General features: G+C 49.0%; 16 protein-coding genes. 14 read left to right on the forward strand and 2 right to left on the reverse strand.

What is annotated here, in order from left to right; all coding sequences use genetic code 11:
- The 3 genes from Q0314_RS02260 to Q0314_RS02270 form a co-directional block, all read left to right on the forward strand.
- Window positions 1-830, forward strand: an 830-nt coding sequence (locus Q0314_RS02260; RefSeq protein WP_298056065.1) for a molybdopterin dinucleotide binding domain-containing protein, incomplete at its 5' end; no start/stop codon positions are given.
- 477 nt (window positions 831-1,307) lie between these two features.
- A complete protein-coding gene (locus Q0314_RS02265) occupies window positions 1,308-1,793 on the forward strand; it encodes a hypothetical protein (RefSeq protein WP_298056069.1) in 486 nt (161 codons plus the stop codon).
- Between the two features lie 44 nt (window positions 1,794-1,837).
- Entirely contained in the window at window positions 1,838-2,143 is a 306-nt protein-coding gene (locus Q0314_RS02270; protein WP_298056071.1) for a lactoferrin binding protein, read from the forward strand.
- Between the two features lie 220 nt (window positions 2,144-2,363).
- Here the strand turns inward: Q0314_RS02270 and Q0314_RS02275 are convergent, their stop codons facing one another.
- Entirely contained in the window at window positions 2,364-3,323 is a 960-nt protein-coding gene (locus Q0314_RS02275; protein WP_298056074.1) for an SLAC1 anion channel family protein, read from the reverse strand.
- A 168-nt stretch (window positions 3,324-3,491) separates the two neighbouring features.
- Between Q0314_RS02275 and Q0314_RS02280 the strand changes: the two genes are divergently transcribed.
- The 6 genes from Q0314_RS02280 to Q0314_RS02305 all read left to right on the forward strand — a co-directional run bounded on the left by Q0314_RS02280 (window position 3,492) and on the right by Q0314_RS02305 (window position 8,613).
- On the forward strand, window positions 3,492-4,127 hold the full coding sequence (locus Q0314_RS02280) for a Crp/Fnr family transcriptional regulator (RefSeq protein ID WP_298056076.1): 636 nt from the start codon (window positions 3,492-3,494) through the stop codon (window positions 4,125-4,127).
- Window positions 4,128-4,192: 65 nt separating this feature from the next.
- Window positions 4,193-5,539 carry an FAD/NAD(P)-binding oxidoreductase gene (locus Q0314_RS02285; protein ID WP_298056079.1) on the forward strand — a complete coding sequence of 449 codons (1,347 nt, stop codon included), beginning with the start codon at window positions 4,193-4,195 and terminating at the stop codon, window positions 5,537-5,539.
- Window positions 5,540-5,549: 10 nt separating this feature from the next.
- Window positions 5,550-5,762 (forward strand): DUF2892 domain-containing protein, encoded by a 213-nt coding sequence (locus Q0314_RS02290; protein ID WP_002949192.1) that lies wholly within the window; start codon window positions 5,550-5,552, stop codon window positions 5,760-5,762.
- Entirely contained in the window at window positions 5,756-5,929 is a 174-nt protein-coding gene (locus Q0314_RS02295; RefSeq protein ID WP_177387100.1) for a DUF2892 domain-containing protein, read from the forward strand. Before Q0314_RS02290 ends, Q0314_RS02295 begins: the two co-directional genes overlap by 7 nt.
- A 216-nt stretch (window positions 5,930-6,145) precedes the next feature.
- Window positions 6,146-7,975 carry an invasion protein CiaB gene (gene ciaB, locus Q0314_RS02300; RefSeq protein WP_298056082.1) on the forward strand — a complete coding sequence of 610 codons (1,830 nt, stop codon included), beginning with the start codon at window positions 6,146-6,148 and terminating at the stop codon, window positions 7,973-7,975.
- Window positions 7,976-8,196: 221 nt separating this feature from the next.
- A complete protein-coding gene (locus Q0314_RS02305) occupies window positions 8,197-8,613 on the forward strand; it encodes an acyl-CoA thioesterase (RefSeq protein WP_298056086.1) in 417 nt (138 codons plus the stop codon).
- A 55-nt stretch (window positions 8,614-8,668) separates the two neighbouring features.
- Here the strand turns inward: Q0314_RS02305 and Q0314_RS02310 are convergent, their stop codons facing one another.
- A complete protein-coding gene (locus Q0314_RS02310; RefSeq protein ID WP_298056088.1) occupies window positions 8,669-8,821 on the reverse strand; it encodes a hypothetical protein in 153 nt (50 codons plus the stop codon).
- Window positions 8,822-9,215: 394 nt separating this feature from the next.
- Here Q0314_RS02310 and Q0314_RS11280 point away from each other — a divergent pair, with 394 nt between their 5' ends.
- The 5 genes from Q0314_RS11280 to Q0314_RS02340 form a co-directional block, all read left to right on the forward strand.
- Complete coding sequence (locus tag Q0314_RS11280) at window positions 9,216-11,474, forward strand: molybdopterin-dependent oxidoreductase (protein ID WP_366114339.1); 2,259 nt, start codon at window positions 9,216-9,218, stop codon at window positions 11,472-11,474.
- A 178-nt stretch (window positions 11,475-11,652) separates the two neighbouring features.
- Entirely contained in the window at window positions 11,653-12,672 is a 1,020-nt protein-coding gene (locus tag Q0314_RS02325; protein WP_298056089.1) for an ABC transporter substrate-binding protein, read from the forward strand.
- Window positions 12,673-12,724: 52 nt separating this feature from the next.
- Window positions 12,725-14,221: a subtype B tannase gene (locus Q0314_RS02330; RefSeq protein WP_298056091.1), complete on the forward strand. Its 1,497-nt coding sequence runs from the start codon at window positions 12,725-12,727 to the stop codon at window positions 14,219-14,221.
- Between the two features lie 59 nt (window positions 14,222-14,280).
- Window positions 14,281-14,496: a hypothetical protein gene (locus tag Q0314_RS02335; protein ID WP_298056094.1), complete on the forward strand. Its 216-nt coding sequence runs from the start codon at window positions 14,281-14,283 to the stop codon at window positions 14,494-14,496.
- Window positions 14,497-14,576: 80 nt separating this feature from the next.
- Window positions 14,577-15,033: iron chelate uptake ABC transporter family permease subunit (locus Q0314_RS02340; protein WP_298056096.1), on the forward strand; the 457-nt coding region annotated here is incomplete at its 3' end.

The following is a 15,033-nucleotide window of genomic DNA, read 5'->3' on the forward strand; positions in this document are numbered from 1 at the left end:
AGAGCGACTTTTGGATCTGCGAGCAAATTTGCAAACGCTGGGGCAGAGGCGAGGTATTTAGCGAGGGCAAGGACGAGCTAGGCTGGATGAAGGAATTTTACGCCGACGCGGCAGAGCAGGCTAAAGGGCTAAGTTTAACCATGCCTAGCTTTGAGGAATTTTACGAAAAAGGCTACGTGAGGTTTGAAAAAGACAACACGGAAACCGACCTATACACGCGTCTAGCGGCCTTCCGCGAAAATCCCGCCAAAAACCGCCTAGGCACTCCGTCGGGCAAGATAGAGATCTACTCGCCGACGATAGCGAAGATGAACTACGCCGACTGCCCGCCGATGCCTACGTGGATCGAGCCAAAAGAGTGGCTAGGCAACGCGACGAAAAAATACCCGCTACACGTCGTTAGCCCGCACTCTCGCTACCGCCTGCACAGCCAGCTAAACAACTCTATTATTAGAAATTTCGCCGAAGTTAGCGGCAGAGAGCCGGTGCTAATAAATCCAAAAGACGCCAAAGAGCGCGGCCTAGCTACGGGCGACGTCGCTCGCGTATTTAACGAACGCGGCGAAATTTTAGCTGGCGTGCTAGTCACCGACATCGTGCCTGAGCACGTCGTAGCTATCTGCGAGGGCGCGTGGTACGACCCTGAAAAATGGGGCGAAAAGAGCCTCTGCCAGCACGGCTGCGTAAACGTGCTAACCTTTGACAAAGGCACGTCAAGTCTCGCGCAAAGCAACTCGGCTCACACCGTGCTAGCGCAGATTGAGAAATTTAAGGGGGAGATTAAACCTATAACGGCGTTTTCAAAACCTAAAATCTTACAATCTTTGTAGCGAGTCGTCTCGCGGGCATCTTTGCTTGATCTCGTAAAATTTTCGCTCCGCAGGCTATATGCCTAGCGCACGCTCAAATTTTACTTCAAAACAAGCAAATCTGCTCCGCGATACTTCCGCTTACGTTTCTTGATTGTGTGCCTTTTTGCAAGCGCTTTTTGTAGAGCTAGTAAAATTTCTGCTTGATGAACTATATGTTCTATCTACGCCGAAATTTTACGTCGCAACCACAAAAATCATCTCAAAATACTTCCGCTTACGTTTTTTGGGCGGCGCGTCGTCTCGCGGGCATCTTTGCTTGATCTCGTAAAATTTTCGTGCTGACGAAGTCAGGCGCCGCATCCGTTTGAGCGAGAGCGTAAAATTTGAGCGTAAAATTGATCTCTTAGTTAAGCCCATTTTTAAATTTGAACGCAAATTTTGCGCGGATTAAAAACTCTGCTAAAATTCGCTCAAATTTAACCCAAAGGCCACGCCGTGCAAATCCCAAATTTGATCCGAAATTTTATCCGCAAACGCATCGTTTCAGAGTGCATTTTACTGCCTTTTTTCTACCCCGACAAGGGCGAGTTTGAGAGCTTTCAGGAGGGATATAGACTCGTTAGCCGCAAAACGGGCGAGGAGCTAGCAGACGATACGCCCGGGCAGTGGCGCAAGAGCTGGCGGGTCATCGCGCGTAACGGCATGGACGATCCGTTTTTTATGGATTTTGCTCTTGGTGACGCTTCACCCGTGTATTTTGCCTATCACGACGCTGGCTCTTGGGAGCCGATAAAGGTTGCGGACGACATCGTTAAATTTGAAGAAATTTTAACCGTACTTGCCGCGCTTGAGGCGCCTTGCTCGCTTGAAGCGATCGCTCCGCTTGCTGATTTAAACAACGAATTTTACCGCGAGCTGGCGGACGATTACGCCCGCGAGATAACTTTTAGCGAAATGATCGCGCTGCGAGGCAAAATTTAGCTAAATTTCGCTACCATACGCTGCATCTTCAAAAAAGGAAAGACATGAAAAAATCGTTATTTTTAGTTGCGCTTTGCGTATTTGCCGGCCATTTGGCGGCCGAGGAAACTCCTGCTGCTTGCAAAGAGTACGAAAAGGTTTCTTACGAGTTCATCGACGCGATGGCAAAACAAGCCAAAGCTCAGGGCAATAAGGAATTTAGCGCCGAGGCGACAAAAAAAGAGTTTGAGGCCGACTACGCTAGCATAAAAAAGCTAAGCAAGGAGGAGCAAGAAGTCGCTTGCCATAAGGGTACGGCCGAGGTTAAAGAGATTACGAATATGCTAAAATCAAGCGGATTGCTAAAATAATTCGCTTTTTGGTTAGGATAGGCTAGGCGACGCAAATCTCGCAAAACGCTATGGTTAAGCGTCGCTACGGCCCATCTAAATTTACGCTTAAGAAAGCTAAATTTGCCGCTTGGTTTAAATTAAACGCGGCGACAAAGGTCTAAAGCCCGCGCTAAAGCAAATAGCGCGATATTTTAGCTCTTAAATTTAGCGTCTTTTGCGCCGAATTTACGCTAAAATCTCACTTCTGCGCCGTAAAAATCTCTCCGCTAAATATCGCTTTTACCGTATAAAAGCCCACGATACCTATAAAAACGCATAGGATGGCAAAACCCGTCGCTCCCGCAAACAAGAAAAATTTGATCCCGTTAAACTCAAACGCTCGCAAAAACGCGATGCTAGCCGCAGCCGTCGGGAAGGTAAACGCCCACCACGAGAGGAAAAATTTAAGCCGCAAAAAGCTTTTAAACATAAAAAGGATGAGAAGCGCGAAAAATAGCGTGACGTAGAGCATGATCTTTGCCGTCGCGTCAAAGCCGCCGGTGAGCTTTACGTAGTCTAAAAACGCCATCGCAGGCGGCGCGATCACGATAAAAAGCGTCGGGATAAATTTCTGCGGCATCTGATCGTGAAAGATGATGCGGTAAAACAAAACCGCAAAAAGCACGGGCCAAAAAAATATCCCGATCGCAAAGTAATACCACGCAAGCTCGCTCGCGGCGGGCGCTGCAAGCGGGACAAAGAGATTGCCCACGATCGGGATGAACCACGCGGGGTTTGAGTGCGCGATCTGGACGTTATTTTTGATCCAAAAAGACACGACATGTAGCGTGATAAAGGTCTGAAACGTTACGCCCATGCAAAAAAGCGCGTCGTAAACGGGCGCAAAGTCCCGCCAGAGCGAGGCGACTAGCAGCGTGCCGATCGAAAATGCGGCGAAAAAATTTACCCGCACCGGATGGAAAAACTCAGCCTTGCAAGCTTGCGGGTATCTGATCAGCTTTGCCGCGTAACAAGCGCAGATGAGCGCGTATGCTAGGCTCGCCGCGGCGCGTAAAATCTCAAAAACCGCGCCTGAGATATCAAAGATCAAATTTAGCCGTTCGTATGCGAGAGCCAGCCCGCCAAGCCCCATAACTACGGTGTAAAACATAATCGGAAAGTGCTGCAGCCAGCTTGGTTTTTCGTCCTGCGTTTTCATATTTTTCCTCGTTTTTTCTAAATTTTAGCCAAATTTTAGCGCAATCTCGGTGAGTTAGTCACGAAATAAATCAATGCTTAAAATATTTTGTAGCTAAATTTTATCACCGCGCTTTTACGTAAAAGAAAATATAATTAAGAAAAGCCAAAATTTAACCAAGGAGCGCGTATGTCGGGAGACGAGCTAAAAGATACGCTAAAGCAGCGGTTTACCTCTAAATTTACGCTTAGTGCGCAGGATGAAGAGGCGGTGTTAAAAAGCGCGACGCTAAAAAGCTTTAAAAAAGGCGAGAGGATATACCCAAAAGATGGCTGCCTTGGCTACGCGATCATCATAAGCGGACGTGCGCGCGGGCTGGTTAGCACGAGTAATTTTAAAGAGATCACCGTCTTTAACCTACAAGACGGCGATAGCTGTATGCTGTGCGGCTTTTGTTCGCTAGGAGCGCTACAAGCGGAGATAAATTTACAAATCGAAGATGACGTGCGGATGATTTTGATCCCGAGGGAGATATTTAAGAGGCTACGCGAAAACTATCCGCAGGTGGCAAATCACGCGCTAGAGCTCATGGCTACGCGGTTTAGCTCCGCGATAACGGCGATGGATCAGACGCTATTTTTACCGCTAGCTCGGAGAATAATAAATTTCCTCGAGCAAAACGGCGCGAAAAACGGGCTAAAGATCACGCACGAACAGATCGCAAACGACATCGCTAGCGCGAGAGAGGCGGTATCAAGAGCGCTAAAAGAGATGCAGAAAAAGGGGCTCGTCGAGCTAAAACGCGGAGTCGTGACGTTAAGGTGACTTTGTTACATATTTAAATTTTAAAATGCGCTATGATTTGACAATAACTTCTAAAAGGAGCTTTTATGCAAAGCATCGACAGAAGAGGCGTCTTGAAAATTTTAGGCGCGGCGGGGCTAGCGGCGGCGGGAGTCGCAGGGGTTAGCAAGCTAAATGCGGGAGAAAATGCGGACATCCGCGCAAATATCCTAATAATCGGCGGCGGTCTAGGCGGCATCAGCCTAGCGGCGAAACTACGACGAGATATGCCAAACGCCGAACTAACTGTTCTTGATAAGGACGAGTACTTCTACTATCAGCCCGGCTTTACGCTCATCGCAGCCGGTCACTATCTGCCCGAAGACATAACCTACGAAAAATCAAATTTGATCCCAGACGGCGTAAAATGGATAAAGCAAAATGCCGCATCCATCGATCCGGCGGCAAATTCCGTCAAGCTAGAGGACGGGTCAAATTTAAGCTACGACTACCTCGTGATAGCTAGTGGAGCGGAGTATGAGTTTGAGAGCGTAAAAGGGCTTAGCGCCGACGATATCGGTAGCGACAACGTGACTTCTATCTACACGATCCCTGGCGCCGTTGCTATGTCTGGCATAATGAAAAAAGTCGGCAAAGAAGGCGGCAAGATAGTCTTTAGCGACAACAAAACACCGATGAAGTGTTCGGGCGCAAATAAAAAAGTAACGCTGCTAACCGAAGATATGGCGCGAAATTTAGGCAACAGAGACAAGCTTGATATCTCGATATACTCGGGTGCTCGGACGATATTTTCCGCTCCTGTTTATGCTAAAATGATAGAAGGAATGCTAGAGGAGCGAGACGTGAAGTATTTTACCTCGCATCAGCTGGTTGAGGTGGATAAAAGTGCCAATATAGCGGTATTTGAGCACGATATGCCGTACCGCGAAAACGGCGAAAATAAACTCGCTAAAGAGCTAGTCGAAGTAAAATTTGACTACCTACATCTAGTGCCTCGCATGAAGGCTTCTAAAATCTACGCCGATGCAGGGCTAAGCGTAGAAAAGGGCGATGTGGCAGGCAACTGGATTAGCCTCACGCGCGAGACGCTGCAACACTCGAAATTTAAAAATATATTTGCTATCGGCGACGTTTGCGGATTTGCTGCGGGCAAAACAGGAGCTAGTATACGCAAGATGTATCCAGTGCTGGCGCAAAATCTAGCCGACGTTATAAAAGGACGCGAACCGAGTGCTAGATACGGCGGCTACACCGCCTGCCCGCTGCTAACGAAATTCGGCAAGGCGGTGATGGTGGAGTTTAACTGGACGGGCAAGCCCGAGCCTACGATAGCGTGCATGGGCGCGACTCGCGAGAGCTACCTAAACTGGGCGATGAAGCTATATATGATGAAGCCGATGGTCATGCAAGGCATGATAAGAGGCCTAGCATAAAGGAGAGAAAATGCAAAACGTCGGGATTTTAGATAAAACTATCCGCCTAGTAATCGCTGCGGTTTGGATATACGCATTTGGGTTCGTCTGTGAGTGCTGGCTGTGGTTGGTCGGTCTCGTGCCGCTACTGACGGCTGTTTACGGTTATTGTCCTCTTTATAAATTTTTTGGTATAAATACGTGTAAAAAATGTAAAAACAAAGAGAGGAAAACGCAATGCTAAGTAAAAAAACTAGGATAATAAGAGCGCTGATCGGACTAGCGATAATGATCGCAGGAGCGGTGTTTGGCAGCTGGTGGGGGCTGGTCGGGCTCGTGCCCTTTATCGTGGGCGTCACGGGATTTTGCCCCGCTTGCTACTTTTTAAACCGCTGTTCGCTAAAGCGTTAAATTTAGCCGAATTTACTCGCGCGGGCTTAAATTTAACCTCAAATTTGAGTCCGCGCTTTGTTTTTAGATAAATGCAAATTTGAGCTTTATAAACCGCACTCTTTACGGCGCAAATTTTGCCGTCCGCATCTTCAAATTTAACTCCCGCTTACTCATTTTTAACGCGATATGCATCAAATTTAAGCTAAAATACGCCAAATTTTTAAAAGGATAAACGTGAACGATTTTAAAAGATTAAACGAGCTAGTAGCCGCAGGCAAAGACGAGCTAAACGCGATGTATAGGCAGCTAGATAATCCAAGCGATATCGTGCTAAAGATGCTAAAAATCGCAGGGTTTAAGGGTGAAAAGAGTGAAAAAATCGCGGTTTTACGCCGCATAGTCGATCTAAAGGTTGAGCCGCTAGAAAACGAGCTAAAAAAACAAGGGCGCGAGGAAGCTGCGATACAGCGCATAAAAGACGAAGCTTTTGAGCTCGTGCGCGAGTTTTACGAGGGGCGTTTTGAAAAGCTTTTGGCGCGGGTAAAAGAGGAGAAAATTTTAGACGAGTTTTACTCGGCGCTACTTAGCGGCATGCACGGCGCGGGACTAGCGATGAACGCGTGGCAAAGCGCGTGGGACAGGCAAATCCTGCAAACGACGAATAAAGAATTCGAAGCTAAATTTGCAAATATGGCTGAGGCGATCAAATTTATCGACGAAAACCGCCTATACCAAACGGACGGCGGACAAAAGGGCGAGCGAAGCTACGGCGCAGTCATGAAAAACGGCGATAAATACGCTTTTGCTCCGTATGCCACGGCTTTTGAAAAAGAAGTAAAACGCGTGGCGGACGCTCTGGACGCGCTAATCAAAAATCTAAAATCGCTAGCTTTAAATGACGAGCAAAGAGCCTACGTAACGTACTTTGAAAAGCTAAAGGCGGCGTTTTGCGAGCGAGAAAACGACCGAGTGATCCCGGCGTGGCAGGATGCCGAGCGCGCGTGGATGGATGTAAAAGGCCCGCTGCAGCCCGGCCATCCGCTCGAGTACTACGAGGATGCCTACACGCATGCCGTCGCACTCGAGTGGGACGTTAGGCTCTCAGGCGCCAGCGATTTTGACGAGGAGAAGTTTAAAGCTAGCGTTATCCGCGCCTACGAGCAAATTTGCGAGCAGTGCGGGATAGAGGACGCTGCGCTAGCGCGCCAAGTTACGCAAAACATCGCTAGAACGCAAACATATATCAGCGTGCCGATGATCTACTACGGCGCCGAGCTAAACGGGCTTTTCTCCGCGCAGGTCGTGCCAAACGACGAGACCGTGAGCAAGGAGCGGGGCAAAAAGATATTCGCCTTCGTCGAGCACGTTTACGAGAGCGCCAAGGCGAGACCGTTTATGAAGCTTAGCGGGGAGATTTTCTCGCGCGAGTTTTTGGACTACGGGCGCGAAATTTTGTTTAAAAAGCCGCAAATTTGGAAGAAAACCTACGAAATCTCCACGATCGGCCACGAGTTTGGGCACATACTTTTCGTCGGCACCGACACGGAAAAGGCGATGAACGCGGACGGCGAGTTTAAATTTATCGAGGAGTACAAGGCGACCACGGGCGGGCTGGTAAATTTCTTTATCGGCGGCGAGGCGAGCTACGAGATGAGCGTATTTCACGAGCTCATCGCCCGCGCGGTCGGACTCATCGCGTGGCGTGAGGTCGATGAGGTGCGCGCGTACTACTGCGAGGGGCTTATTCATCTTAGCTTGCTATTTGACTCGGGCGCGCTTAGCTTTGAAGGCGGCGCTTTACTCGTCAAATTTGACCGCGAGCACTACGCTAAATTTAAAGAAATTTGCCTCGCAAACTACAAAAATTTGGCGCTTCACTACGCAAGGCGCGCTCCTGCGGGCGAGTTTTTGGCGAGATTTTGCGACAAAGAGGGCAAAAGCTACCTGCCTAAACACGCGCAGGCAAGGGCATTTGTAGAGCATTACTACGCCCGCTACAAGGCTATCGGAAACGAGCTTGACGAGAGCGGCGAATGGGAAAAGTGGCAAGCGGGAGAGAAATAGGGCGCGCCCTTAGCTGTCAAATTTGACCTTGGCTTGCGCGGCTGATCGGGCTGTAAATTTACTTTTTGCGCAGCGAGCCCGCACCTTTTTGATGCTAAATTTGGGTTAAAAAGACGCGGGTTTTTCGAGTAAAATTTAAACGACGGCTTGACGCAAAATAAGCCAAATGCGGCGGATTGTCGCTAAATTTGCAAAATTAAATAAAAATAGAAGGGATAAAAATGGAAAAAACATTAGAAGGTATGGGCGAACCGCGCATGAAGCAAGTCGCCTTGCCAAAAGACACGAACTCTGCTGGCAATATTTTTGGCGGCTGGATACTAAGCCAGATCGACCTTGCCGGTGCTCAGGCCGCGCGAGAAGTGGCTCCGGAGCGCGTCGTGACGATCTCGATGCAAGAGATTATATTTAAACAGCCGGTTTTCGTCGGCGACGTCGTGAGCTGCTACGCCAAGATAACGGACGTGGGCAACACCTCGATCAAAACCAAGATCGAAGTCACGGCGCAGCGCCTAAATGCGGCCGGTTTTCGCGAGTGCATACACGTAACATCTGCGATCGCGACCTATGTGAGCGTGACTAAAGACGGCATGAAAAAGCCGATCGATCCGGAGTTAAAAAAGGCACACGGGTTTTGACCCGCTCATTTTGAGGGCTTGGAGCTAGATATCTCGCCAAGCCCTTTAGCCGCGGTCAGGTTTGACTCGGTTTTGCTGGCAACGGCTGGCCAAACGGGTCAAATTTGGCAGAATTTACGGGCTCGCTCGTGAAGTTAAATTTAGTTTTGTGGGGTCGGCGGTCAAATTTAGCTCGCCAAAAACCCACGATAAATTTATCGCGCTCCAAAATGACTCACCATAAAATTTAAAAATCCCCAAAACGCTCGCGCTATCAAATTTAAGCTTACAAATTTAACCGCATTATGCTCGTTTGACGCCTTACGGAGAGATCAAATTTGGTTAAGCGTTGAAGTAGAATTTTAAGTTACATTAATACAATAACTAATTCTAATCTTAATAAAATCTCTCAATACGTCTTTATAAGTAACTAAAATGATACACCAGAAGTTACGATTTTACAGGTATTGCAGCTTTATTTACAGATATAAAATATAAATTAAATCTTAAATTTGAAAACTGATTTATAAGATTAAGAGAATTTATTATCTTTTAAGGACAAATATGCGAATATTTCATATTTAATAAATGTGCAAATTTTGCATATCGGGAAAGGAGAAAAAATGACAAAGACCGGCAAAGTCATATGCCCGTACTGCGGCACGGGCTGTCAGGTCGAGCTTCACGTCGAAAACAACGTGATAAGAAGTGCGCTTGGAGTGCAGGATAACCCCGTAAATCAGGGCAATCTGTGCTTAAAGGGCTTTTACGGCTGGGACTACGTGGGGGCGCCTGATAGACTGACAAAACCGCTAATTCGCAAAAAAAACGGAGTATTTAGCAAAGACGGAGACCTTGAGGAGGCTAGCTGGGACGAAGCGCTCGATCTAGTCGTCGCAAAGATGAAAGAAGTAAAGGAAAAATACGGCCCCGACGCGCTAGTAGGCAACTACTCGGCTCGCTGTACGCTAGAGGACAACTACGTCGCGCAAAAGATAATGCGCGCAGTGATCGGTACGAACAACGTCGATCACTGCGCTAGAATTTGACACGCTCCGACTGTGGCAGGTCTTGCCAAAACAATCGGTAACGGAGCGGCGACAAACAGCTTCACGGAGATCGGACCTTATAGTAATTGTATATTGATGATCGGCTCAAACCCCGAAAACGGCCACCCGATCGCTGCTATGCACATACAGCGCGCGCTAAACCGCGGCGCTAAGCTCATCGTGGTAGACCCGATAAAAACGGAATTTGCCAGCCGAGCGGACGTGCATTTGCAGTTAGCGCCCGAGCACAATATCGCGGTTATAAACTCGCTGATTTATGTTATTTTCGAGGAAAATTTAGTTAACTGGGACTTCGTAAACGAATGCACCAAAGGCGTAGAATACGTACGCGAAGCGGTCAAGGACTATTCGCCTGAAGCCATCGCTAGCTACACCAATCTAAACCCTGAAGACGTGAGAAAAGCGGCTCGCATGTACGCGACTATCCGTCCGGCCGTCATCACGCACGGCATGGGCGTTACACACTTTAACCACGGCGTAGGCGCGGTTTGCGATATCTCAAATTTATTCCTTTTAACGGGAAATATCTGTGAGCTAGGTAGCGGCGACCTACCGATACGCGGACAAGAAAACGTCCAAGGCTGCTGCGATATGGGCGTGTTGCCAAATATTTTCCCAAATTTAGGCTTGGTAACCGATCCAAAACAGCGCGAGTGGTTCGAGCAGGTTTGGCATCTAGAGCCGGGCTTCCTAAACGGTAAAATCGGCATCCACAAAACCGAAGTACCAAACGCCATCCTCGACGGCAGAGTACACTTTTTCTGGACGATGGGCGAAAACCCCGTTATGACGGATCCAAACACCAACCACTTCCTAAAAGCGATCTCTAAAGTAGATATGTACGTGGTTCAGGATATATTTTTAACCGAAACGTCGCGTAAAGCCGACGTCGTGCTGCCTGGCGTGGCAAGTAGCGAAAAAGAGGGTCTCTACGCCAACGCCGAGCGCCGCGTACAGCACAACGAGCACGTCATCACGCCTCCAGGAGACGCCAGACAAGACTGGTGGATCATCTGCGAGATCGCGAGAAGGCTCGGAGCGACGGAGGGATTTAACTTTAACTCTCCTGAAGAAATTTGGGAAGAAGTGCGCAAGTGCGACCCTAGAAGATACGGCGGCATGAGCTACTACCGTATCAAAAAGTATCATGGCTTGCACTGGCCGTGCCCTGACGAAAATAGCATGGGCGGACAGAGCCTCTATCTAGATAAAAAATTCTTTACGCCCGACGGCAAAGGTAAATTTATCCCTTGCTTGCACGTAAAGAGCGTCGCAGATATCGAGCCGGCAAAAGCCGAGTTTGCTAAACGCGTAAATTTACCGCCTGAGTACGAAGTGATGGCCGGTAGCGTGGACGAGCCGACCGACGCCGAGTATCCGATACAGCTGCTAACTACGCGTAAAGTCTATCAGTACGCCGGCGGAGTCATGACTAGACGCTCAAAAGCTATCGAAGAGGGCGGCGACAGCATCGGACCTATTGCTGAGATGAACCCTGCGCTGGCCGAGCGCTACGGTATAAAGCAAGGAGACTTCATCAAAGCGTGGAGTAGATACGGCTACATCGTCATCAAAGCAGACGTCACGGGCATCGTCCCAGACGGCGTCATCCAGATGACCTACCACTACTGGGAGAGCTGCTGCAACGAGCTAACCAGCAACGGCTGGGACTTCATCAGTAAGACCCCGACCTTTAAGGCCGCCATCCAGATCCAAAGGATCGAGGAGGAGGAGTTTTTGCGTATTCGCGAGCTAAAACGCATCAAATTCCAAACCAACAAGGTCATCTACGACGACTATCACCACGAGTGATTTTTTAGCCCCGCTTGCTAAACCGCGGGCGGGGCTGCTTAAATTTAGCTTTTAAATTCGCTTCTTGATTAAAATTTAAAAAATATATCTTATTTTAATATGCTTTTCTGTAATATTCCACAAATTTTAATATGCAATTTTGCAATATTATAAATTTACATTTCATAAGGAGCAAAAGATGAAAAAATTTCTCACGACGTTGCTTTTAAGCGCTATCGTCGCGCTAGGAGCCGAGGTCAAAACCATCACCGATATGACGGGCAACGAGGTTAAAATCCCGGCCAAAACGCAAAAGATAGCCGCGCTCTGGCACGCAAACAACCAAGTGATCTTGGTGTTAGGCGGCGCGGACAAGATCGTAACGACGACCGATCAAATCAAGAAAAATAAATGGTTTGCTAAAATTTACCCGCGCATAGCAGAGGTGCCGGCCGCGCTAAACGGCAACGACATCCAGATCGAGGAGCTCGTTAAACTAGCCCCGGACGTAGTCGTCGTGTCAAACAAAAATTTCCAAGAAAACCTTACTAAAAACGGCTTTAGTGCGGCGAATTTGATATTTCGCGACTACGACGATATGAAAAAAAGCGTGCTGCTAACGGCCCAGATCATCGGCGGCGACGCGACTAGCAAAGCAAAAGAACTAAACGAAAATCTAGAGGCTAACATCGCGCTAGTTACCGAGCGCACAAGCAAGCTAAAGGACGCCGCGCGCCCTAAAGTGCTACACATCGTAGGCGGCGCAAACCTGCTAAAAATCGACGGCACCAAAACGATCATCGACACGTGGGTGAAATACGCGGGCGGTAAAAACGCGGTGCAAAAAGAGGGCAGCATGATAGAAATCACGGCCGAAGAGATCGTGGCGGCAGACCCTGATATCATCATCGTCGGCGGCGCGGACAATCAAAAAGCGGTTGAGAAAATCTACGCCGATCCCGTATTTGCAGGGCTAAAAGCGGTTAAAAACAAAAAAGTCTACGGCAACCCAAAAGGCGTGTTTAGCTGGGATAGATACGGTGCGGAGTCTGCACTGCAAATTTTATGGGCGGCTACTATCGTTCAGCCGGAGCTCTTTAAAGACGTCGACGTAAAAGCCCAAACTAAGGCGTTTTATAAGAAATTTATGAACTACGACCTTAGCGACGCGGAGTTTGACTACATCCTAAAAGGGCTAAACCCGGACGGTAGCAAATAGTCAAATTTGAGCGATTTTGCCGGTAAACGGGCAAAATCAAAAGGAAGCAAAGATGAAAAAGAGGGCGCTTGCATTGAGCACGGCGGCTTGCCTGTGCGTAGCACTCGGCGCGCAGGCGGCGGATCTGAAATTTGACCCTGATAAATTTGAAACGCGCTCTATAAAATCTGGCGAAAAAGAGGTCAAATTTAGAGCCTACGAGGGGATAGTTTATGTAGCAAACCCCGTGGATAGCGAGTATCAGAGGCTAAATTTTTACGTTCCGTCGCAGTATTTTGAGGACGGCAAAGACAAAAACAGTAAAAATGTGACGGGCAAATTTGACGCGGCAAGCGCTCCGATCTTTTTGCCAAACTCCATCGGCGGATATATGCCTGGCAAGCCTTTTACGCCCGCTCTTGATAAAAACGGCAAGCCAAACGCGGTGCTAGCGGCGCTTGAGCGCGGTTACGTCGTCGCTGCGCCTGGAGCTAGAGGCAGGACGCTCAAGGACGCAAACGGCAAATTTAGCGGCAAAGCGCCCGCAGCTATCGTCGATCTAAAAGCCGCCGTGCGGTATCTCAAATTTAACGACGCGGCGATGGCGGGCGACGCAAATAAAATCATATCAAACGGCACGAGCGCGGGCGGAGCGATGTCGGCGCTGCTTGGCGTCTCGGCGGACGCGACCGAGTTTGAGCCCTATCTAGCAGCACTCGGCGCCGCAAAGGCTAGCGACGAGATCTACGCGGTCTCCGCCTACTGCCCGGTTACGAACCTAGAAAACGCCGACGCAGCCTACGAGTGGATGTTCGGCGCACAGACGAAATACGAGAAAATGGACTTTGGCGCGCTTGACGCGGCTGGATTTAACGACCGAAGCGGTAAACCAAAAATCGTCTCAGGCGAGCTAACCGCAGAGCAAAAAGAGCTCTCCGCCGCACTAAAATCGGCCTTCCCCGCCTACGTAAATTCGCTAAATTTAAAAGACGCTAAAGGCCGCGCGCTCACGCTTGAGCCTAGCGGTGAGGGAAGCTTTAAAGAGTATGTCAAAAAGACGCTAGCAGACTCTTTCGCGGCTGCAAAAAGTCGGGAGAAAAGCCTACTAAAGCCCGAGTTTTTCACGCTTGAAACGCAGGGCTGCACGCTCGGATATGATTTTAAATTTGAAGACTTTGTCCTATCTATGCCGCGCGCTAAAGCTACGCCCGCATTTGACGGACTAGAGCTACAAAATCCCGAAAACGACTTTTTCGGCGATGCGGACGCGGCGGCGAAGCACTTTACCGAATTTAGCGCAAAACGCGGCACGGGCGAGAGCGCGGACGCTAAAATCATAAAAATGGCAAACGCGATGAGCTATCTAGGTAACGCAAACGCGGCCAAATTTTACCGCATCAGGCACGGCGCGGCCGACTCCGACACGGCTCTAGCCGTACCGCTTATCTTGGCGCTGGGGCTACAAAATGCGGGCAAGACGGTTGATTTTGCGGTGTCTTGGGGGCAAGGTCACGGCGGCGACTATGATCTGGACGAGCTTTTTAGATGGATGGACCGCGTCGTAAAATAGCTTAAATTTGACGCGGCGGAAGCTTGCGTTCAAATTTGGCTCGACGAAAAATTGCGGAAATGTTAGATTTAAATTTGATAACGCGGCAAGGGGTGCCTAGCTCAAATTTATCGTTAGCGCCAAGCCTTAAACGCAAAACGGCGGGCAAATTTGATCCAAGCGGCTTAAATTTGGCGCTTGGTGCGGATTATCTAGGTCGCAAAAAACCGCCTTTTTGCTCGCTGTTTTGCGTGGCGATCGCAAATAAGAAACAAAAACTTCGCTCGTCAAGTTAGCGGCAAAGCAAATTTAGCCCTTTTGCGAGCGATTTTGCGTGCGGCACTACCGCGGACGCAGATTTTATTTTAGGAGAAAGATGAAAAATATTAGTTTTAAATTTATGCTGATTTTGCTGGCTGTGCTGACCGTAGTTTGCGGTGTAGTCGCGCTTGGCGTCGGCAGGTTTTACGTGGCTCCGGGCGACGTGCTTAGCGTGATCGGCGGCTTTTTCGGTGTACCGACGGACGCCGCGGCAAATATCCAAAACGTCGTCGAAAACATCCGCATACCGCGCATCATCGCGGCTATCCTCGTTGGAGCCGCGCTTAGTATCAGCGGAGCGGCGTATCAGGGCGTCTTTCGCAACCAGCTAGTTAGCCCTGATCTGCTGGGTGTTTCGGCGGGTGCGTGCGTGGGAGCCGCAGTTGCGATCATGTTTGATTTGTCGCTTTTTTGGGTGCAGGCGTTAGCCTTTGTTAGCGGGCTCGCTGCCGTAGGCATGACGCTATCCATACCGCGTCTGATGGGGCGCTCTAGCACGCTGATGTTAGTTC

Source organism: uncultured Campylobacter sp. (assembly GCF_938040115.1).
GTDB lineage: Bacteria > Campylobacterota > Campylobacteria > Campylobacterales > Campylobacteraceae > Campylobacter_A.